This window comes from Komagataeibacter sucrofermentans DSM 15973 (assembly GCF_040581405.1).
Lineage (GTDB): Bacteria > Pseudomonadota > Alphaproteobacteria > Acetobacterales > Acetobacteraceae > Komagataeibacter > Komagataeibacter sucrofermentans.
Window position 1 is genome coordinate 2039805 of record NZ_CP137157.1, and the last position, 20196, is coordinate 2060000.

Below are 20196 nucleotides of genomic sequence, written 5' to 3' on the forward strand. Positions count from 1 at the left end.
CTTATGCTGATCCATATTCCCGGCGTGCTGAGCCGCCATGACGTGGCCCACTGCCGCGCGGTGCTAGGCCGCTCACAGTGGGTTGACGGACGCGTTACAGCGGGCGAGCAATCCGCCAAGGCCAAGTTCAACCTTCAGATTCCACATGACAGCCCGGAAGGGCGTGACCTGGCCGATCTGGTGCTGCAACGCCTGGGGTGCAATGCCACCTTCAACAGCGCGGCCCTGCCGCTGCGCGTGTTCCCGCCCCTGTTCAATCGCTATGATGCGGGCATGTGCTTTCACACCCATATCGACAACGCCATCCGCCCCCTGCCCGGCACGGGCCACCGCCTGCGCACCGATGTTTCATCCACGCTGTTCTTGAGCGAACTTGATGAATATGACGGCGGCGAACTGATGATACAGGACACCTATGGCACGCAGAAGGTGCGCTTCCCCGCAGGCGACATGGTGCTCTACCCCGCCACAAGCCTGCACAGCGTCAGCCCCGTTACGCGCGGGAGCCGCTGGGCGTCGTTTTTCTGGTCACAATCCATGGTGCGCAATGACGTGCAGCGCACCCTGCTCCATCAGTTCGACCAGTCCATCATTGAAACCCGCCGCTCCCTGCCTGACAACCATCCTGCCGTGCTGGGCCTGACCGCCACCTATCACAACCTGCTGCGCCAGTGGGCGGAACTGTAGCCGTAGCGTCCTGACGTGGACGTGTCACGGTTTGGTTCCGGACCGTAGGTTATCTGTTAAGCGGCATTGCTCTCATGATCCAGAGGGCTTTTCCATTGGAGTGTAGAATGCAGCCTCTGCGGGTTGTAGAAATCGTTAATGTAGCGCGTGATTGTTGATTTTCACTGAGAACTGACCCGGGTTTTTCATCAGGAATTGACCCAGCCAGATGCTATTTCAGGCATAGTGAGGCGGGCGGTCAAGAAGAGGATCTGTCCTTTTTGTTTTTTGACGCGGCGGTGCTGGCGCGGAACCTGTAGCTGTCATTTCCTGTCTCGAGGATATGACAGTGATGGGTCAGCCGATCGAGGAGCGCCGTCGTCATCTTCGGGTCACCAAAGACATCACCCCATTCACTGAAGCTGAGATTGGTTGTGATGATGACACTGGTGCGCTCGTAGAGGCGGCTGAGCAGATGGAACAGCAGGGCGCCCCCTGATGCACTGAAGGGGAGATAACCGAGTTCATCAAGGATCACGAGATCCAGGCGGAGCAGCCTGTCGGCAATCTGCCCGGCCCGGTTGGTGATCTTTTCCTGTTCGAGCGCATTGACCAGGTCGACCGTTGACCAGAAGCGCGCCTTCTTGCGGTGATGGGTGATCGCCTGGATGGCCAGCGCGGTCGCCAGGTGGGTTTTCCCGGTTCCCGGGCCACCGATCAGCACGACATTTTCAGCACGCTCGATGAAGTCCCCGCCATGGAGCTGGCGGATCATGGGCTCGTTGACCTGCGTATCGGCAAAGGAGAACCCGGACAGGTCCTTGTAGGCGGGGAACCGGGCGGTCTTTGTCTGGTAGGCGATGGAGCGGACTTCGCGTTCGGCCAGTTCCGCCTTCAGGAGCTGCGAGAGGATGGGGATGGCCGCCTCGAAGGCGGGCGCGCCCTGCTCGATGAGGTCGGCCGTGGCCTGGGCCATGCCATACATCCGCAATCCACGGAGCATGACGACAAGTGAAGCAGCAGCAGGATCATGACGCATGGCGGCTGTCCCTTCGCAGGATGTCATACCGCCCTGTATCGGCGCACGGTTCGTGTGCGAGCACCAGGGCCTGTGGGGCATCAAGCCGGGGAACCACGGTTCTCTTGGCATCGATCAGGCGATGAAGCGTATTGAGAACATGGGTCTTGGTCGCCACGCCGTCTTCAAGTGCCAGTTCAACCGCGCAGAGGACAGCCTGCTCATCATGCTGCAGCACAAGGGCCAGGATTTCAGCCATTTCCCGGTCGCCTCCAGGCCGCCTGAGCAGTTGATCCTGCAGGGTCCGGAAGGCGGCTGGCAATTCGGTAAACGGCGCGCCATTGCGCAGGGCGCCCGGTTTGCGCTGGATGACCGCCAGATAATGCCGCCAGTCATACACCGTGCGGCCTGGCACACCATGCGAACGCGTGATGATCCGGTCATGCACGCACAGAACCTGCCCTTCGGCGATAATGCGTAGCCTGTCGGGATAAACCCGCAGGCTGACCGGACGATTGGCAAAGGAGGCCGGCACGCTGTAGCGATTGCCTTCGAACTGGATCAGGCAGGTTGGTGAGACGCGCTTGGTCTGTTCGACAAACCCGTCAAAGGGCCGCCCCGGGATCATGAGGTGGGGACGTTCGCTGGCATGGACCTCGGAGACGCTGTGCGGCAATTCAGCATGCTGCAGCCGTTCCCAACAGTCCAGGCAGCGGGCTTCCAGCCAGGCGTTCAGCGCCCCCAGATCAGGAAAGGCAGGCAGATCCTGCCAGATCTGGCGCCGGGCATCCTGCACGGTCTTCTCGATCTGCCCTTTCTCCCATCCGGCTGCCGGATTGCAGAAGGTCGCCTCGAACAGATAATGGCTGGCCAGGGCCATGAAGCGCAGATTGACCTGACGTGCCTTGCCCGACCCAATCCGGTCCACGGCGGTCTTCATGTTGTCAAAAATACCCCGCCGCGGCACGCCACCGAGCACGCGGAAGGCCTCGGTAAGCGCATCGAAAAGCATCTCGTGGGTCTGCAGGGGATAGGCCCTGAGTATGAAGGCCCGGCTGAAGGACAGTTTGGTGTGGGCAACCTGCAGCTTGACGCGATGCCCGGCAATCACCGCCCAGTCCTCGCCCCAGTCGAACTGGAAGGCTTCCCCGGGCTGGAAGCACAGGGGCACGAAAACACCCCGACCCGTTGTCTGGCGTGCCTGGCGCTGTTCGTGTTTCCACTGCCGGATGAAAGCGGCCACCCGTCCGTAGGACCCATCATAACCCAGCGCCACAAGGTCTTCATGCAGTCGTCGCGCCGTGCGCCGGTTCTTGCGGGGGCGAGCGGCTTCCAGGACCAGCCATCCCCTCAGCCTGTCAGCAAACGGGTCCAGTCGGCTGGGACGTTCGGGAACCTGAAACCGTGGTTCAATACTCTGTGCCCGGAGATATTTCCGGATCGTATTGCGTGACAGTCCCGTCCGGCGTTCGATCTCGCGGATCGGAAGATGATCCCGGCAGTGCCACCGACGGATCACACTCAGAAGCTCCATGTCAATCACTCCTCAAACCCCCAGCAGATGCTGCCGGGGAGTGTGAAGGCATGGGTCAAATCTCGATGAAAATTTCCGCCCTACCCGGGTCAGTTCTCAGTGAAAATCAACAGGCATGCTCTATGAAAGCGTGTGGCACCCGCTGACCATCCTTTCCACCATTCCCTCGGCCGGGATCGGAGCCATCATGGCGCTCGACCTGTTCGGGTTGCCGTTCTCGGGCATGGCGGTGATTGCCATGCTGCTGCTGACCGGCATCTCGCTGAAGAATGCGATCCTGCTGGTGGACTTTGCCATCCATGCCGAGTGCGAACGCGGCATGACGCCACGGGACGCCATTCGTGAGGCCTGCCGGCTACGTCTGCGGCCCATTGTCATGACGACTTTCGCCGCAGCCCTTGGGGCGCTGCCGCTGGTGCTGATGGGGGGCTACGGGATGGAACTGCGCCAGCCGCTCGGTATCGCGCTGATCGGTGGCCTGCTGGTCAGCCAGGCCCAGACCATGTTCACCACACCGGCGCTCTATCTGCTGGTGACGGTGTGTGCCGACCGGCTGCAGCGCCTAAAATTGCGAAAGGTCTCATAATTTAATAAGATTTGGCTTTATTCTGCAACTTTCGTCGCAAATATGCACGGCTCTGAATCGGTAGGGGCTGCAAACAACGGCCACCAAAATTTATGCGCCGTCCAACCAAGATTTCTCCCTCCTTCTTGCTGAAGTAGTATTAATGCTGGTTTTGAGCGCGGTTCGTCTAATACCGTTTTGCGGAGAGATGTACCTAAAATAGAACGACCGGATTTGTCACCCGATCCAGCGCGCGAGAGTTTTCTGCCTGTTTCTGCCCAGACGAGAATTTGATTGTCGCTATTTTTTGCTACATCCGTATAATAATCGATCAATCCTAGCATAGCATCCCACTCAAAGTTTACAGCGTCGAAAACCATAGTTTTTTTGATGATGTTAATGATTGCGACGATAGTTTCTCGATCTACAGAAACAAAACGGCCAATATCTCGCCAATCGATATTTATTAGATGATCAAGTTTTTTTTGTAATGCAGTCATGGTTGGTCCACCTTTAGTCTGGAAATCGCTCGGAAGAAGCAGATATTCAGGTGAAACTGTAACTACATTGCTGAGTAATACTTTGTTTGGTGCGCACGGGCGAACGCGGCGATCAGTGTCTGATTGAATAAAGACTACACCGGCATCATGGGCACCTTTTCGGAACGCGTTCCGAAGCGAGTTTTCAAGAGAATTAATCGTATAAAGTCGCTCATAAACAGCGCGCGAAGTGTAAAAGCGCGTGACGGCCAGATCTTTTCGATCACGATTGCCATACATACGTGAATGTTGAAGCACTGTGTCAGCCTGCATGGTTTTCGGATTGCGGCCATAATAAAATGAGATTAAATTAGGAATAGTTATGCCACGATCGAGAATATTTCCCCCGACCCAGATGTTGTAAGGTGTGCGTAATTTTAGTTCGGCATTAGTATCAAGAAGAGCCATAACATCTGTATCTGAATTTACTTTTTCAACCACTACGTCGTCGCTCTGGAGAGCGTCAATGAAAGCATCAAAGGCTTCAGCGCGAGGCGGCATATGTCCTTTGTTTGCAGATACTGAGGAGTTCAGATCATCAAATGCTTTATTAAATAACGGACGTAGAAGATTTGGATTCTTCTCAGCTGCGCTGACAATAGACGAGAATATCCAGTCAATGACTTGATCTTGCCAGGCATGAGCTGCTCGCTGGATATCATTATGAATTACCATGGCATATTTTTTAGGTCGATCTCCAGCTTCACGCTGTTGCCATTGCCGAACACCGACTGCAACTATGAACGTAATGATAGCGCGACGTAGGCCTGCTACGTTGTCATTTTCAAGGACGTTATGTTCGCTAATACGGCGTCTATCTGCTCGACGTAGAGCATCTTGCTCTTGTTCAGTTACTTCTACGAGAAGCTTGGAGCGTGGATCTTTTGTGCCAAAGGAACCGAAATAGTCATCGCCTCCGACGTATCCAGCATGAATCGGTAATAATTTTGTAAATGCAGGACGCTTGGGCTTGAATACATAGGTCGATCCATCAGTCGTATGTTCATACCCTTCGGGTTGCAGGTATAGGGAATATGGTGTGGCAGTCACTTGCAAAAAGGCAATACCTTGCGTCATCTGACGCAGTTGGTCTATCTGATCTGCGATAGCGCCCTGGCTAATATTTTGATCACCCTTTTTTCGGACGAAACGGACGCTGGCAAGATCAGCCTCATCATCAATTAATAATACTTTACGATTATGTAGGTCGTTGTGACTACTAATAAATTCTATCAAGCGATCGAGATTTCGCGATTGTTTCTTGGCGACAATCACAATTTTTCGGCGGAGTTCGCTTCGACGAAGCGTGCCAGGAAGTTTCATGATATCAAGGACAAGAAATTCATCATCTTCAATAAACTCCTTGAAGTCCGTTTCAAGGCGCCGAACGGTTTGAGCTGAAAGAGTTTTGGTGCCCTTCGTCAGTACTACGGCCATATCGAAACCTCGGTCAAAGCCGCGCGCAATAACGCCAACAAAGCAACGTGTTTTTCCTGACTGAATTTTACCGAGCAGCATGCCCGGACGGTCTCCAGAAGTTGCCTCCGTTTCAAGGGAAGTAACCGTTTCCTCAATACACCTTGCGAGTGCTTGGTCATCATCCCGGAAACTTTTGAGGCGATCGTAATAAGTTGAAAGAATTTTTGGAGATCCTAACTTACGTTTATTGCGCCTCAACCATGCTCGAATTTGCGAACAGCGAAAGATCGGTCCAGATGCGAGCTCTTTGAGGGGAAGAGGGAAATCGGATGAACGCACTCGCCAGTTAGCTACCGCTTGAGTTGTGACCTCAGCCATTGCTGCAATTTCGTTTATGCCTACTAAGTCGTCGCTCATAATTCCCTCACATCCGTTCGTGTTCCTGTCTCTGTGAATATCACTCACACATAGGTTGTCAATATATGTGATTGTCGTTCCCAAAAAATGAAATTCTAGGGTGCGGGTAGGTAGAACTATATGTAAGGTCCGTGGAATCGAGCGCTTTGTAATAACATGAATTCAATTCTGCGCTTAATTATTGAGAACATTTGAGAAACAAAGGTCTGGACAGGGGGGGCTCATGGCGCCATCATGGCGCCATGAGCCATGCTACAGAAAATTCGGGAGTTCGCGCGATGGACCGGATCAATCTGCGTCTTTCTGCGGAGACGTTTGGTGCGATTGATGACGCACGCGCAAAAAGGGCTGGAAGAGTGTCTCGTAACACTTGGATAGCGGAAGCGATTGAAGAAAAGCTCGCGCGTGAGGTGGTGTCGTTACCAGAAGATGCCGTCAGGTCTGCAGCCAATGCCTAGTTTTTACGAATTTTTTGCTGGCGGCGGGATGGCCCGTGCGGGACTGGGGGCCGGCTGGTCGTGTCTGTTCGCCAATGATTTTGATCATAAAAAAGGTCTGAGTTATCAGGCCAACTGGGGGACAGGAGGAGAATTGCGGGTTGGGGACGTCAATGATGTCCGTGTTGAAGACTTACCTGGTGTTGCGGATCTCGTATGGGGTTCATTCCCATGCCAGGACTTGTCGTTGGCTGGAGGGGGCGCAGGTCTCAAAGGAGAGCGTTCTGGCACGTTCTATCCTTTCTGGAATGTCGTGAGAGCGCTCGTTTCAGAGGGAAGATCCCCGAAAATTATAGCTCTTGAAAATGTCATTGGCACGCTGACGTCTCATGAGGGGCAGGACTTCGACGCTATCTGTCGGACTTTTGTCGAGACCGGATATCGGTATGGAGCGCTCGTAATCAACGCCTCATTGTTTGTGCCCCAGTCACGTCCTCGCTTGTTCATGATCGGGGTGCATAATGATGTGGAAATTCATCCGTCATTGTTATCTCCTGAACCGCTTGACCCGTTTCACACCAATGGATTGAAGAGGGCTGTACAGGGAATATCAAAAAAGGCGCAAACTCAATTTTTGTGGTGGAATATCCCCACTCCATCGCATCGGCATACAACTTTCGCTGATCTGATTGAGGAAGCGCCTACTGGAGTGCCTTGGCATACAGCCAGCGAAACCGAAAGATTGATTTCGATGATGTCGGCCACCAATCTTGCCAAAGTAAATGCTGCAAAACGTGCGGGCAGGCGCATGGTGGGAGCCATCTATAGACGAACACGTCTTGATGAAAACGGGGCGAAGGTTCAGCGTGCTGAAGTGCGGTTTGATGATATCGCTGGTTGTCTTCGGACGCCGGCAGGAGGTTCAAGCCGTCAGACGATTATTGTTGTTGACGGCCGGAAGGTTCGGTCGCGGCTAATTTCCACTCGCGAAACAGCAAGGCTGATGGGGCTCGAAGATCATTACAAGCTGCCTAAGAATTATAATGAAGCTTATCACCTGACAGGGGATGGCGTAGCTGTGCCTGTCGTTCGTCATCTGGCGCAGCATATCTTGGAACCGCTACTTGGCATGGTTTCCGAAGGGAAACAGGAAGCGGCATGACAATTATTCCCTGTAAACAGAATAAGGGATTGCGCGATCAAATTGAGAGATTTGCCGAAACACTTAAAACAGAAGCGCATAAACTTGGCGACCATGGTTTAGGTGAGCGAGAGTTCTATCAGTCTGGTTTGTTCCGTGGTGCGATAGAGCGTGTCCGTGGCCAGTTTTCGGCCACTATGCGTGGCAAACGAGAGTTTGTTCAGCACGCGCTGAATCATATGGAAGACGGCGGTTTTATTGCTGGATGGGATCTGACAGATAATACGAACCGTAATGATTATATTGTTCGTCTAAATAGTGGACGTGTTGCTGTTATTGACCTTAAGGGCTGTCTTGATGGGAATAACACGAATATTTTTGAACGACCGCCACTCGCTGATGAGTTTGTAATCTGGAGTATCTGTTCCAATCCTGGTGCAGATCCTCAACGAAACGCTTGGTCGGGCATTCACACACGTCTTAGCGCTGAAATGATTGCGCGGAACCAGCGGGTGGACGGGGTGCTGTTGTGGGATATGGTTTGTGCGACAATTGGTAGACCTTGCCCAAAATCCGTAGATGGTGATCGGTTGACCAATCTTGGTCCTTTTTGTGTGCCTCCTCCGTGTATCTATCTGTTTCCTGAGAATATCCCTTCAATTTCTATTCCTTTCGTTAAAGGACGGGATATTAGAGAAGTTGAAATTCTCGCGGCCTTTAATGCTGCTTTTGGTGGATATGCCGAGGAAATCCATCATGTCGACTTTCGGATGGAAATGCGGGGAAGTGAGTTGATGCGTCAGACAGTTGTGCGACGTGCTGGCACGATAGAACAGGTCTCAGAAATGACGGCAATTCGACGAGTTGAGAAATATTTATGATGCTATCACAACGAGCAGTATTGGCGGCGTTTGACAACGATTATATCGGCTTGTCAAAAGGGTCTTTATCTCTTGCTTTGATCCTAACGAGGAATGCGGCATCGAAGCGGTTCCCGTTAGATAAAAATTCGTTCGTAACAACAAAAGGTGGGCAAGTCGCCGGATTGGGCGGTGGGGCGGTAAAGAAAATACTTAAAGACCATGGCATTGAGCGTATTCTCTCTAGTGAAGGGGGTAGAACAAGTCGAGGGAATATGGAGAGAATGAATGCATATATTGATGTTTTAAACGATCTGCATTCTCATAATTTATTGGACTTAGACGCTGCGGAGGAATATTGGGTAGAGCGTGCTCAGGCGTATTTTGACGCTCTTCCGTTTACTTTCAAACTTGATCCATCACGCTCTTTACGGGCTTGTGTAAGAGATCTTTTGGCGCAGGCCGTAGAACGTCAACGTGAGGTTTCCGGCACCATGTATGCAGGCGCTGTTATGCAGCATCTGGTCGGAGCCAAACTAGATGTGATCACAAAAGGTAGTATTCTTCATCACGGTTTTTCGGTTGCGGATGCGCCATCTAATCGCGCAGGAGATTTTTTGATCGGAGACGTGGCTATTCATGTCACAACTGCGCCTGGAGAAGCGCTTATTCGGAAATGCCAGGACAATCTTAGTTCCGGTTTACGTCCTCTTATTGTGACTACAGAAGATGGGGTAGGTGGCGCCAAAGCACTCGCCAAGCAGGTTGGAGCAGACGATCGCCTCGATATTATTGAAATCGAGCAATTTTTGGCGACCAATGTTTATGAGTGGAGTACGTTTGAACGGGATGCTAGGCAGACGGCAGTGAGGGATATTATCGAACGTTATAATAACATTATCGCTGAGTGCGAGAGTGATCCCAGCCTCAGAATTGAATTTGATGGATGAAAGTAGATCCTGTTCGCTCGCGGACTATGAGGGCAGTTAAGTCGAAGAATACGAGCCCAGAGTTGGTAGTGAGGAAGCTTATCCATGCAATGGGATATAGGTTTCGGCTTCATCGTAAAGATCTACCTGGCTCTCCAGATTTGGTTTTCCCAGGTCGAAAATTGGCTTTATTTGTGAATGGATGCTTTTGGCATGGGCATGGTTGTTTACGAGGAGCACGGATTCCGAAAAGCAACACAGAGTATTGGATAAAAAAAATTGAACGCAATCGCGTGCGAGATAAAGAGACGCTGATCGCATTGCAGAAGTTAGGTTGGCGTGTCCATGTTATATGGGAATGTGAAATTAAGGATAGGGATCGCCTTAAAGAAAATATTCAGGCGCTCATGGACTGATAGAAGGGATGGACACTTTGGAGGTATATTAGTGACGTATATTTTATATTTTAAGGTATTGTTTTCCTAATTCTATTCGTTCTGGTGCAAAGATGGCTTGATTGTTTCGTGAACGTCTGACAGAGGCTTGCACAGTCGGGGTATTATTGATCGTCTTGACACCACTTTGCGTGACGCAGGCTAATCAATCGTAGCCTCTAGTGTTTTTCTTGGTAGGGCAAGGGCAGCAGAAATTTTTAGGTCGATCCCTTTGACCGCGCGCTGGATCGGCTCTTTCTTGAGGTGGGCGTAACGTGCGGTCGATTTGAGATCCCGATGGCCCAGCAGTTTCCCGATCATGATCAGATCCTCGCCGAGTTCCAGCGCATCGGATGCAAAGGAATGGCGGAGATCATGAATGCGGACATCCTCCAGCCCGGCTTCCTTTCGGATGCGCCGCCACGGCTTCTCCAGATCGGTCAGGTGGCCACCTTCTTTCCGTCCTGTGATGACATAGGGATTACCCTCGACCCTTGGGATGCCTCCAAGCAAGCCGACCGCACTTTCGCCTAACTGAACCGTGCGGGCACCATTTTTGGTGTCCGGTAGCCTGATTACCCCTTCGTCCAGATGGACGTATTCCCATTTCAGGCGCTGGACTTCCCGCAGGCGACAGCCGGTCAGAAGCAGGAGCTGGAGCGCATTGACGGCCTCGGGCATCGTGGAGCGGGCATCATCGAGCGCTTGGCCCAGGCGCTGATGTTCTTCCGCCGTGAGGTAGCGCGTAACCGGCCGCTCTGGGCCGCCTTGATTATGCGGCCTGTCTGTGCAGTGTATTCACGGGTTTCCAGTTCCATGGCAACAGTTCGTGGAGCCGGTTGATCTTGTGCTCGTTGATACGGGCCAGGACGTCGGCGAGGTAATCGTGCGGATTAAGCCGGGAGAGTTTTGCGCTTTCGATAAGCGTCATGGCATCAGCGATGTTGTCGCCCCCGGTGTCGGATCCGGCAAAGAGATAATTTTTTCGCCCCACGCATACGGGCCGTATGGCGCGTTCGGCAGGATTGTTGTCGATGGCGACACGACCATCTTCGAGGAACAGGGTAAAGGCCTTCCACCTGTTGATTTTCACTGAGAACTGACCCGGGTAGGGCGGAAATTTTCATCGAGATTTGACCCATGCCTTCACACTCCCCGGCAGCATCTGCTGGGGGTTTGAGGAGTGATTGACATGGAGCTTCTGAGTGTGATCCGTCGGTGGCACTGCCGGGATCATCTTCCGATCCGCGAGATCGAACGCCGGACGGGACTGTCACGCAATACGATCCGGAAATATCTCCGGGCACAGAGTATTGAACCACGGTTTCAGGTTCCCGAACGTCCCAGCCGACTGGACCCGTTTGCTGACAGGCTGAGGGGATGGCTGGTCCTGGAAGCCGCTCGCCCCCGCAAGAACCGGCGCACGGCGCGACGACTGCATGAAGACCTTGTGGCGCTGGGTTATGATGGGTCCTACGGACGGGTGGCCGCTTTCATCCGGCAGTGGAAACACGAACAGCGCCAGGCACGCCAGACAACGGGTCGGGGTGTTTTCGTGCCCCTGTGCTTCCAGCCCGGGGAAGCCTTCCAGTTCGACTGGGGCGAGGACTGGGCGGTGATTGCCGGGCATCGCGTCAAGCTGCAGGTTGCCCACACCAAACTGTCCTTCAGCCGGGCCTTCATACTCAGGGCCTATCCCCTGCAGACCCACGAGATGCTTTTCGATGCGCTTACCGAGGCCTTCCGCGTGCTCGGTGGCGTGCCGCGGCGGGGTATTTTTGACAACATGAAGACCGCCGTGGACCGGATTGGGTCGGGCAAGGCACGTCAGGTCAATCTGCGCTTCATGGCCCTGGCCAGCCATTATCTGTTCGAGGCGACCTTCTGCAATCCGGCAGCCGGATGGGAGAAAGGGCAGATCGAGAAGACCGTGCAGGATGCCCGGCGCCAGATCTGGCAGGATCTGCCTGCCTTTCCTGATCTGGGGGCGCTGAACGCCTGGCTGGAAGCCCGCTGCCTGGACTGTTGGGAACGGCTGCAGCATGCTGAATTGCCGCACAGCGTCTCCGAGGTCCATGCCAGCGAACGTCCCCACCTCATGATCCCGGGGCGGCCCTTTGACGGGTTTGTCGAACAGACCAAGCGCGTCTCACCAACCTGCCTGATCCAGTTCGAAGGCAATCGCTACAGCGTGCCGGCCTCCTTTGCCAATCGTCCGGTCAGCCTGCGGGTTTATCCCGACAGGCTACGCATTATCGCCGAAGGGCAGGTTCTGTGCGTGCATGACCGGATCATCACGCGTTCGCATGGTGTGCCAGGCCGCACGGTGTATGACTGGCGGCATTATCTGGCGGTCATCCAGCGCAAACCGGGCGCCCTGCGCAATGGCGCGCCGTTTACCGAATTGCCAGCCGCCTTCCGGACCCTGCAGGATCAACTGCTCAGGCGGCCTGGAGGCGACCGGGAAATGGCTGAAATCCTGGCCCTTGTGCTGCAGCATGATGAGCAGGCTGTCCTCTGCGCGGTTGAACTGGCACTTGAAGACGGCGTGGCGACCAAGACCCATGTTCTCAATACGCTTCATCGCCTGATCGATGCCAAGAGAACCGTGGTTCCCCGGCTTGATGCCCCACAGGCCCTGGTGCTCGCACACGAACCGTGCGCCGATACAGGGCGGTATGACATCCTGCGAAGGGACAGCCGCCATGCGTCATGATCCTGCTGCTGCTTCACTTGTCGTCATGCTCCGTGGATTGCGGATGTATGGCATGGCCCAGGCCACGGCCGACCTCATCGAGCAGGGCGCGCCCGCCTTCGAGGCGGCCATCCCCATCCTCTCGCAGCTCCTGAAGGCGGAACTGGCCGAACGCGAAGTCCGCTCCATCGCCTACCAGACAAAGACCGCCCGGTTCCCCGCCTACAAGGACCTGTCCGGGTTCTCCTTTGCCGATACGCAGGTCAACGAGCCCATGATCCGCCAGCTCCATGGCGGGGACTTCATCGAGCGTGCTGAAAATGTCGTGCTGATCGGTGGCCCGGGAACCGGGAAAACCCACCTGGCGACCGCGCTGGCCATCCAGGCGATCACCCATCACCGCAAGAAGGCGCGCTTCTGGTCAACGGTCGACCTGGTCAATGCGCTCGAACAGGAAAAGATCACCAACCGGGCCGGGCAGATTGCCGACAGGCTGCTCCGCCTGGATCTCGTGATCCTTGATGAACTCGGTTATCTCCCCTTCAGTGCATCAGGGGGCGCCCTGCTGTTCCATCTGCTCAGCCGCCTCTACGAGCGCACCAGTGTCATCATCACAACCAATCTCAGCTTCAGTGAATGGGGTGATGTCTTTGGTGACCCGAAGATGACGACGGCGCTCCTCGATCGGCTGACCCATCACTGTCATATCCTCGAGACAGGAAATGACAGCTACAGGTTCCGCGCCAGCACCGCCGCGTCAAAAAACAAAAAGGACAGATCCTCTTCTTGACCGCCCGCCTCACTATGCCTGAAATAGCATCTGGCTGGGTCAATTCCTGATGAAAAACCCGGGTCAGTTCTCAGTGAAAATCAACAACCGGACATTCAAATGGATGGAAGCTATAAAGCTAAACTCAGACGTCAACTCATTGGATGATGATCTGACATTTTGATTGGATCTGCGGGGCACTTCATGACAAAGGTTACATTCGGGGGCCGACAAGCCATCAAGCTCTGCCAGATGTCTCAAAAAGACCGCCTCGCATTCTTGGCAGAAGGGCTGCCTATAATCGCTGAAAGCGCGGAAAGTTTTTGGTCAGCATCACGGCAACTCCAAGACAAACCTCGTGAGATGGGGGTGCTAGAAAACTTCGCGAATGAAGAGGCCGCCAAAGCTCTAATCTTGATTGATGCTGTGCGATGCCCTGCCAAACTCATATCGTCGAAACTAAACAAAGTGGTCGGGCATTTCTATGATCACCTGGCGCGGCTGATTTATGCTGAATCGCAGGATTGGAAGCCGATGCACATGAAGCAATTGAGGGAGTATGTCGACCAGGAGCGCAAAGCGCATTATCTCGAAGGTGACGGAGGAGAATATATCTTACCAAATTCGACAGTGGCGCGCCGGGAAAGCATTTTATATGCAGATATCGAAGCATATGAAAACGATGCTCTAGTTTGGAACATGCCGCACAGACTGCAGAATCAGTATGGATTTGACCAAAGGCCCGCAGTTTTAGACACCGTGGACGCGTTATTCGCTGTGGGCGCTTTTACTGAGACAGGCCTGAAGATCGTTTCAGAGATCTGGGGGCAGGTTGAATTTCAAGAAAGCGAAGATCACCAAGATGCCCAGACACTCACCGAATTGATGCTCAACCGCTTCATAGAGGCGGATATCCTGTTGGAGAGAGCGCACCAGAAGCATGTAAGCGCATTATACCATTCGTGGCAGATGCCGATGTATAATTTGGAATTCAAGCTGATCAATGTACCACTGGAAGAGCTTCAATTGGAGCGCGCGGCGATGGCTAGATCGGAATATGGCTGTGACCTATAAATAAAAATGTGAACAAATCATTAGTTTTGTCTGCTTTCAGCAATGGGGGAAGAGCAGACGGACGTATTAACCGAAGGCTTAAGTCGAAGCAGACACTTACTCATAATTAATATCAATATCATATAATAATTTTTATTTATGATATAATAAAATATAAAATTAATGCCATATCAATAAATATAATTTATTGTTTTTATTTATTAACAGAAATGTTTTCTCTTCCCTAAGAAGTAAAGCGGCGTTTTTCTTCAGGAGGTAGATTATCTATCATTTTTTGAAGTTGATAGGAAATATCATTCTTAGAGAAATGACTAGATTTTCTCCCATCAAAACCATCAACGGAAAATACAACAGCTTCAACATTCTGCCTTGTTTTTCCCTGACGATATTTTTTCGCATTTAAACTCAGTGCAAGCAGTGAAACACCCAAACATCCACCGAATAGAGCAATTAATACCGAAGCTGAATTTCCAATTCTAGAGAATACAATCGTATGCCTATTCGGAGCTAATTTTACCATTCCTGAAGAAATAAAAAGTTCTTTTGTTGTATCCACTTGAGGGCTACCTGTGACTCTAATATCGCTATTGTTTTTGGCATTTAGAGCTGAACGAAATTTATTCCCATCCGGTCCAAAAGTCCAAGCTGGGCCTAAAGTAATATGACCGATGCAAAGTGCAATTTTGAAAATAAATTTAGATAATATTTTATGATACTCGTCCAAGCTAAATCTGATTTCTCCCTGGAATTTACTCCCTCCCTCCTTTGGAGCGACATCAATAACAGCCTTTATATCTTCTTCTTTAGATATACTTCCATAGGGTGTTTTTAAAATGTCACCTTTTGACAAAGCCTGTTTAAGTCTTGCTTCAAGAATATATTTTACCCAATTTTCATCACCATGTATAATAAATTCTTCTTCTCCTATTTTATGTTGGATTTTCTCAAGATGGATCTTCATCTCTCCATTTTTATCAACAATCATCGTAGCATGGGGCTGAGAAGAAATATCCGTTATTTTACCGTCAATCTTAATATCAGGAACTGCCCCTCTATGACCAGTTAATTTGTATTTGTTTCTTTGCAAAGCGACTAAAAAAAGACAGCCAAATTCTTTGTCTATTCTTGCTCCTATAGTATTATTTGATTGCACTGAAACATCGCGCGTCACAAATGCATTCGATCCACCAACACTTAAAGGTATAATATGCTCAACGCTTTTTTTTAAATTTTTATCAGAATCCTCCATTTTAATTCCGCTATATATGCATCTTTCTTCTGAAATAAACTTTCGTTTCTTTTTTTCTACCATGATTTCTTCTTTTCATATATTTTTTATAGAACTGTTATTTTCTATAATATTCTAAGGCATTACTTCAATAAGACTTGATGGGACGCCATGATATTCATGCCTAAATTTATCTGAGAACATTTGCCTTTCAACAAGAGATTTATCATAACGTACGTCACAGATAAGGGCAAAACCGTCTATCTTTTCCTCATCAGGTAAAATTACCAAATTACCAAATTATCGATAAATAATTTGGTAGATGCGTATCATACATTCTAAAAGCGGTGCCTCAGAGCGCTCGAAATATCGATTCGACATCCGTTACCGGCGTGGTATTAGAAAACGTGTAGAGGATAGAACCGGTCTGGCTTCGATCCTTCAATTCAATAGTTTCGTCTGCGTGATTGTATCCAAGCACGTATCTCTTTCCATTGATCTCCAACCACAACATATTCGCCAGTCCTTTAGCACTTTGTCGGATACGAATAGTTCCCTTATCGGCACGCCAAATGATTGCTCCCATCAGTGCCAAGGCTATGGAACCGACAGTGTTGGCATGATGTTCGGCGCGAGTCATTACGCCTTGAGCGTATTGATGAAGCGTCGTTATGTCTTCGGCTTGAAGAGCCATTCTGGATTTCCTCTCTAGTTTAGAGTCAGCGAAACTACTAATATGTTATCATATCAATTATTCTAAATATAACTCACTTACAGACTATAAGAAGAACTTGAAGGCAAAGATGTTCATTTAAACAAATCTAAAAAATACACCTAATACTAATAACATTTATAGATTAACTTAATCAAGCTCAGTCACAGGTAGGCTAAATGCTCATGTCTGATATGCGGAAAGCAATATGAGAAACCGAATATCCGAAATGAGGGCGGAAGCCGACATGGAGACACACCCTTCACCCCCACCACTCCATCATGCGACGCTACCGGCCAGCCACTCCCTGAGCTTCGACCACCGTCGCCTGCCACCCTGATTGCGCACGGCGATAGCAAGCGCCTTCTTCTGGCCCACGAGCACGACGAGCTTCCGTCCCCGTGTGACGCCGGTGTAGAGCAGGTTCCGCGCCAGCATGGCGTAATGCTGCGTCACCAGCGGAATCACCACCGCCGGGTATTCCGAGCCCTGGCTCTTGTGGATGGTGGTGGCGTAGGCCAGCACCAGTTCGTCCAACTCGCCGAAGCCATAAACGACATCCCGTCCATCGAATGAGACCGTCAGTTCGCCCTCTTCCACATCGATCCTGCCGATAACGCCGAGGTCTCCATTGAAGACATCCCGGTCATAATCGTTGGCGATCTGCATCACCTTGTCGCCCGAACCATAGGTCCAGCCGAACCGCTCGACCTTCACCTCGTCCGGCGGGTTCAGCGCCTGCTGCAATTCGATATTCAGCGACCGCGCCCCAAGGCCACCCCGGTTCATCGGGCAGAGCACCTGCACGTCGCGAACCGGGTCCAGCCCGAACCGCGCCGGGATGCGATCCCTCACCACGGCCAGCAACTTGCGCAGCCCGACCTCGGGCTCGGCCGCCTCCACGAAGTAGAAATCCGATCCCTCTTCCGCGCTCAGTTCGGGCATCCTGCCCTCGTTGATCCGATGCGCATTGGTGATGATCCGGCTCTGTGCCGCCTGACGGAACACCTCGGTCAGCCGCACCACAGGGACAGCACCGGAGCCGATGATGTCGGCCAGCACCTGCCCCGGCCCGACCGACGGCAACTGGTCCACGTCGCCCACAATCAGCAGAGCCGCGCTGTCGGGCAAGGCGCGCAGCAGGGATCGCATCAGCAGCACATCGACCATGCTGGCCTCGTCCACGACCAGAAGATCGCAGGTCAGCGGGTTGGTATCGTCCCGCTTGAAGGTGCCACTGGCCGGATCCGTCTCCAGCAGTCGATGGATGGTCTTGCCTTCCAGTTCGGTGCTTTCCGACAGGCGCTTCGCCGCCCGGCCGGTCGGGGCGCAGAGCTGCACGTCCGTGCCCTTGGCGGTCACGATCTTCAGGATGGCATTGACCAGCGTGGTCTTGCCCACGCCGGGACCGCCGGTAATCACCAGCACCTTGCTGTGCAGGGCAAGGCGCACTGCCTCCTGCTGGCTGGGCGCGAGCGCAAGCCCGGTCTTCCGTTCCACCCAGGTCATGGCCTTTTCAGCGTCGATCTCGGGCCAGGGCGGACGGCCGACGGCACAGGCACGCAATCGCTCGGCGATGCTTTGCTCCGCGCGATAGAGACCCGCCAGGAAGATGCATCCCGTCTCGCCCACGCTGTCGGCAATAACGTCGCCCGCCTCCAGCTCCAGCGCGAGGGCTGTCTCGATCAGAGGGGTGGCGACCTCCAGCAGTTCGGCGGTGCTGATCAGCAGTTCCCCGACCGGGAGACCGCAATGCCCTTCATCCATCGCCTCGCCGAGCGCATAGGAGATCCCTGCCCGCACCCGGATCATTGCGTCGGGTGCGATCCCCATCTTCCGGGCAATCTGGTCAGCGGTTTTGAAGCCGATCCCCCGAATATCCTTCGCCAGCCGATACGGGTTCTCACTGATCAGTCTGACCGCGTCCTGCCCGTAGGTCTTGAAGATACGCACCGCCCGCGAGGTGCCGACGCCGTTGCTGTGCAGAAACAGCATGATCTCGCGGATCACCTTCTGGTCCGCCCAACCGGCGACGATCCGTTCGGCACGCTTGGGGCCGATGCCCGTCACCTCCCGCAGGCGTCCAGGTTCCTGCTCGATCAGATCGAACACCGCCTCGCCGAACGCTTTCACCAGCTTCTTCGCGTAGACCGGACCGATGCCCCGGATCATGCCAGAGCCAAGATAGCGCTCGATCCCCTCAACCGTGGTCGGCGGACTGGCTTTGAGAAACTCCGCCTTGAACTGCAACCCGTGGGTATGGTCGTTGAACCAGCGCCCCGACATCTGCACGAACTCGCCTGCCGAGATCATGGCGGCATGTCCGACAACAGTGACCAGATCGCGCTGCCCCCGCACCTTCACCCGCAGGACGCAGAAGCCGTTCTCGGCGTTGTGGAACGTCACCCGCTCTACGAGGCCGGCCAGCGCCTCAGACAATGCAGCCGTGCCATTCAACGGGACGCCCCTGTCAGCGCGGAATCGAGAGGGTCGGAAACCATGATCCATCGTAACACAGGATCGCGCTGCGGACCGTATCGCCGGGCTCCAACACGCCTGACACGCTATCGTGATAATGACCCGATTTCAGCCCAACCTACGCTGGAGTTTCACTCCCATCTGCATCCTATGTGCATCCTGCGCGTATGTGCCAAACGCAGAAAGCCGCCCTTGCGGACGGCTTAACATGCTGATTATATTGGATAAATTTTGGTTGCGGGGGCAGGATTTGAACCTGCGGCCTTCAGGTTATGAGCCTGACGAGCTACCGGGCTGCTCCACCCCGCGGTTGTGGGGGAGACTGGAAGACCTGGCGGCGACCGACTTTCCCGTGCCTTAAGGCACAGTATCATGGGCGCTGGGGGTTTTCACGGCCGAGTTCGGGATGGGATCGGGTGGATCATTCCCCGCCATGGCCACCAGGTCATCGAGTCTCCCCGTATGGGGTTGGACTTGATGTGGATGGGTTGGTGTTTTTTGTATGACTATGTATTGAGAGTGGATGACTGCTGTGCATGTGTGTTGCCACGATTGTGGCGATGGAATGAGCCTATTGGGCGATTAGGACCAGTCAGCTGCACGCATTACTGCGCTTCCACACCTGGCCTATTGACGTGATGGTCTATCACGGCCCTTGGGGAGACCTTGTTTTGAGGTGGGTTTCCCGCTTAGATGCTTTCAGCGGTTATCCCGTCCACACTTAGCTACCCGGCTGTGCCGCTGGCGCGACAACCGGTGCACCAGAGGTATGTTCATCCCGGTCCTCTCGTACTAGGGACAAATCCTCTCAAGTCTCCAACACCCACGGCAGATAGGGACCGAACTGTCTCACGACGTTCTAAACCCAGCTCACGTACCACTTTAATCGGCGAACAGCCGAACCCTTGGGACCTGCTCCAGCCCCAGGATGTGATGAGCCGACATCGAGGTGCCAAACCTCCCCGTCGATGTGGACTCTTGGGGGAGATCAGCCTGTTATCCCTAGAGTACCTTTTATCCGTTGAGCGATGGCCCTTCCACGCGGGACCACCGGATCACTATGGCCGACTTTCGTCTCTGATCGAGCTGTCACTCTCACAGTCAGGCGGGCTTATGCCATTGCACTCGACAGCCGGTTTCCGACCGGCCTGAGCCCACCATCGCGCGCCTCCGTTACACTTTGGGAGGCGACCGCCCCAGTCAAACTGCCCACCATGCAGGGTCCCGGACCTGGCTAACAGGCCTCGGTTAGACATCAGAAACAGTCAGGGTGGTATTTCA

General features: G+C 53.1%; 16 protein-coding genes, 1 tRNA gene, 2 rRNA genes and 2 pseudogenes (1 of these 21 cut by a window edge). 10 read left to right on the forward strand and 11 right to left on the reverse strand.

Annotated features, from left to right (window positions below; all coding sequences use genetic code 11):
- Window positions 1-3: 3 nt before the first annotated feature.
- Window positions 4-687, forward strand: coding sequence for a Fe2+-dependent dioxygenase (locus tag R5N89_RS09730; RefSeq protein WP_110569157.1), 684 nt, complete (start codon window positions 4-6; stop codon window positions 685-687).
- A gap of 238 nt (window positions 688-925) precedes the next feature.
- On the opposite strand, the gene istB (R5N89_RS09735) is transcribed toward R5N89_RS09730, so the two are convergent.
- On the reverse strand, window positions 926-1705 hold the full coding sequence (gene istB, locus R5N89_RS09735; RefSeq protein ID WP_110570286.1) for an IS21-like element helper ATPase IstB: 780 nt from the start codon (window positions 1703-1705) through the stop codon (window positions 926-928).
- Window positions 1695-3218 (reverse strand): IS21 family transposase, encoded by a 1524-nt coding sequence (istA, locus tag R5N89_RS09740; RefSeq protein ID WP_110570287.1) that lies wholly within the window; start codon window positions 3216-3218, stop codon window positions 1695-1697. The genes istB (R5N89_RS09735) and istA (R5N89_RS09740) overlap by 11 nt, the downstream gene beginning before the upstream one ends.
- Window positions 3219-3330: 112 nt before the next feature.
- On the opposite strand from istA (R5N89_RS09740), the pseudogene R5N89_RS09745 reads away from it, so the two are divergent.
- Window positions 3331-3804: pseudogene (locus R5N89_RS09745) on the forward strand (efflux RND transporter permease subunit); the annotation flags it as partial.
- A 17-nt stretch (window positions 3805-3821) separates the two neighbouring features.
- Here the strand turns inward: R5N89_RS09745 and R5N89_RS09750 are convergent.
- Window positions 3822-6158, reverse strand: coding sequence for a Z1 domain-containing protein (locus R5N89_RS09750; RefSeq protein ID WP_110570260.1), 2337 nt, complete (start codon window positions 6156-6158; stop codon window positions 3822-3824).
- A gap of 278 nt (window positions 6159-6436) precedes the next feature.
- Between R5N89_RS09750 and R5N89_RS09755 the strand changes: the two genes are divergently transcribed.
- The 5 genes from R5N89_RS09755 to R5N89_RS09775 are packed head-to-tail and all read left to right on the forward strand — an operon-like array spanning window position 6437 to window position 9941.
- Complete coding sequence (locus R5N89_RS09755) at window positions 6437-6616, forward strand: hypothetical protein (protein WP_244192318.1); 180 nt, start codon at window positions 6437-6439, stop codon at window positions 6614-6616.
- On the forward strand, window positions 6609-7757 hold the full coding sequence (locus R5N89_RS09760) for a DNA cytosine methyltransferase (protein WP_110570265.1): 1149 nt from the start codon (window positions 6609-6611) through the stop codon (window positions 7755-7757). Before R5N89_RS09755 ends, R5N89_RS09760 begins: the two co-directional genes overlap by 8 nt.
- Window positions 7754-8617 (forward strand): hypothetical protein, encoded by an 864-nt coding sequence (locus tag R5N89_RS09765; RefSeq protein ID WP_110570264.1) that lies wholly within the window; start codon window positions 7754-7756, stop codon window positions 8615-8617. The genes R5N89_RS09760 and R5N89_RS09765 overlap by 4 nt, the downstream gene beginning before the upstream one ends.
- On the forward strand, window positions 8614-9546 hold the full coding sequence (locus R5N89_RS09770) for a DUF4928 family protein (protein ID WP_110570263.1): 933 nt from the start codon (window positions 8614-8616) through the stop codon (window positions 9544-9546). Before R5N89_RS09765 ends, R5N89_RS09770 begins: the two co-directional genes overlap by 4 nt.
- Before the next feature lie 26 nt (window positions 9547-9572).
- Window positions 9573-9941, forward strand: a complete 369-nt coding sequence (locus R5N89_RS09775; RefSeq protein WP_354680714.1) for a very short patch repair endonuclease — start codon at window positions 9573-9575, stop codon at window positions 9939-9941.
- 180 nt (window positions 9942-10121) lie between these two features.
- On the opposite strand, the gene R5N89_RS09780 is transcribed toward R5N89_RS09775, so the two are convergent.
- Window positions 10122-10640 (reverse strand): site-specific integrase, encoded by a 519-nt coding sequence (locus R5N89_RS09780; RefSeq protein ID WP_354680677.1) that lies wholly within the window; start codon window positions 10638-10640, stop codon window positions 10122-10124.
- A gap of 91 nt (window positions 10641-10731) precedes the next feature.
- Window positions 10732-11046: pseudogene (locus R5N89_RS09785) on the reverse strand (transposase); the annotation flags it as partial.
- Window positions 11047-11151: 105 nt separating this feature from the next.
- Between R5N89_RS09785 and istA (R5N89_RS09790) the strand changes: the two are divergent.
- The 3 genes from istA (R5N89_RS09790) (at window position 11152) to R5N89_RS09800 (ending at window position 14497) form a co-directional block, all read left to right on the forward strand.
- Complete coding sequence (gene istA, locus R5N89_RS09790; RefSeq protein WP_110570287.1) at window positions 11152-12675, forward strand: IS21 family transposase; 1524 nt, start codon at window positions 11152-11154, stop codon at window positions 12673-12675.
- The gene (istB, locus tag R5N89_RS09795) at window positions 12665-13444 is read left to right on the forward strand and encodes an IS21-like element helper ATPase IstB (protein WP_110570286.1); all 780 of its coding nucleotides are present in this window, start codon (window positions 12665-12667) and stop codon (window positions 13442-13444) included. Before istA (R5N89_RS09790) ends, istB (R5N89_RS09795) begins: the two co-directional genes overlap by 11 nt.
- A 183-nt stretch (window positions 13445-13627) precedes the next feature.
- On the forward strand, window positions 13628-14497 hold the full coding sequence (locus R5N89_RS09800) for a hypothetical protein (protein ID WP_208624746.1): 870 nt from the start codon (window positions 13628-13630) through the stop codon (window positions 14495-14497).
- 223 nt (window positions 14498-14720) lie between these two features.
- Here R5N89_RS09800 and R5N89_RS09805 read toward each other — a convergent pair whose 3' ends face one another.
- The 6 genes from R5N89_RS09805 to R5N89_RS09830 all read right to left on the reverse strand — a co-directional run.
- Window positions 14721-15809, reverse strand: coding sequence for a hypothetical protein (locus R5N89_RS09805; RefSeq protein ID WP_146220242.1), 1089 nt, complete (start codon window positions 15807-15809; stop codon window positions 14721-14723).
- Window positions 15810-16077: 268 nt separating this feature from the next.
- A complete protein-coding gene (locus tag R5N89_RS09810; RefSeq protein WP_035362675.1) occupies window positions 16078-16419 on the reverse strand; it encodes a hypothetical protein in 342 nt (113 codons plus the stop codon).
- A gap of 297 nt (window positions 16420-16716) precedes the next feature.
- Window positions 16717-18945, reverse strand: coding sequence for an ATP-dependent RecD-like DNA helicase (locus tag R5N89_RS09815; protein WP_244192317.1), 2229 nt, complete (start codon window positions 18943-18945; stop codon window positions 16717-16719).
- 202 nt (window positions 18946-19147) lie between these two features.
- Window positions 19148-19224, reverse strand: a tRNA-Met gene (locus R5N89_RS09820).
- Window positions 19225-19244: 20 nt separating this feature from the next.
- Window positions 19245-19360: ribosomal RNA gene (rrf, locus tag R5N89_RS09825) — 5S ribosomal RNA — on the reverse strand.
- A gap of 116 nt (window positions 19361-19476) precedes the next feature.
- A 23S ribosomal RNA gene (locus R5N89_RS09830) occupies window positions 19477-20196 on the reverse strand (it continues 2021 nt past the right edge of the window).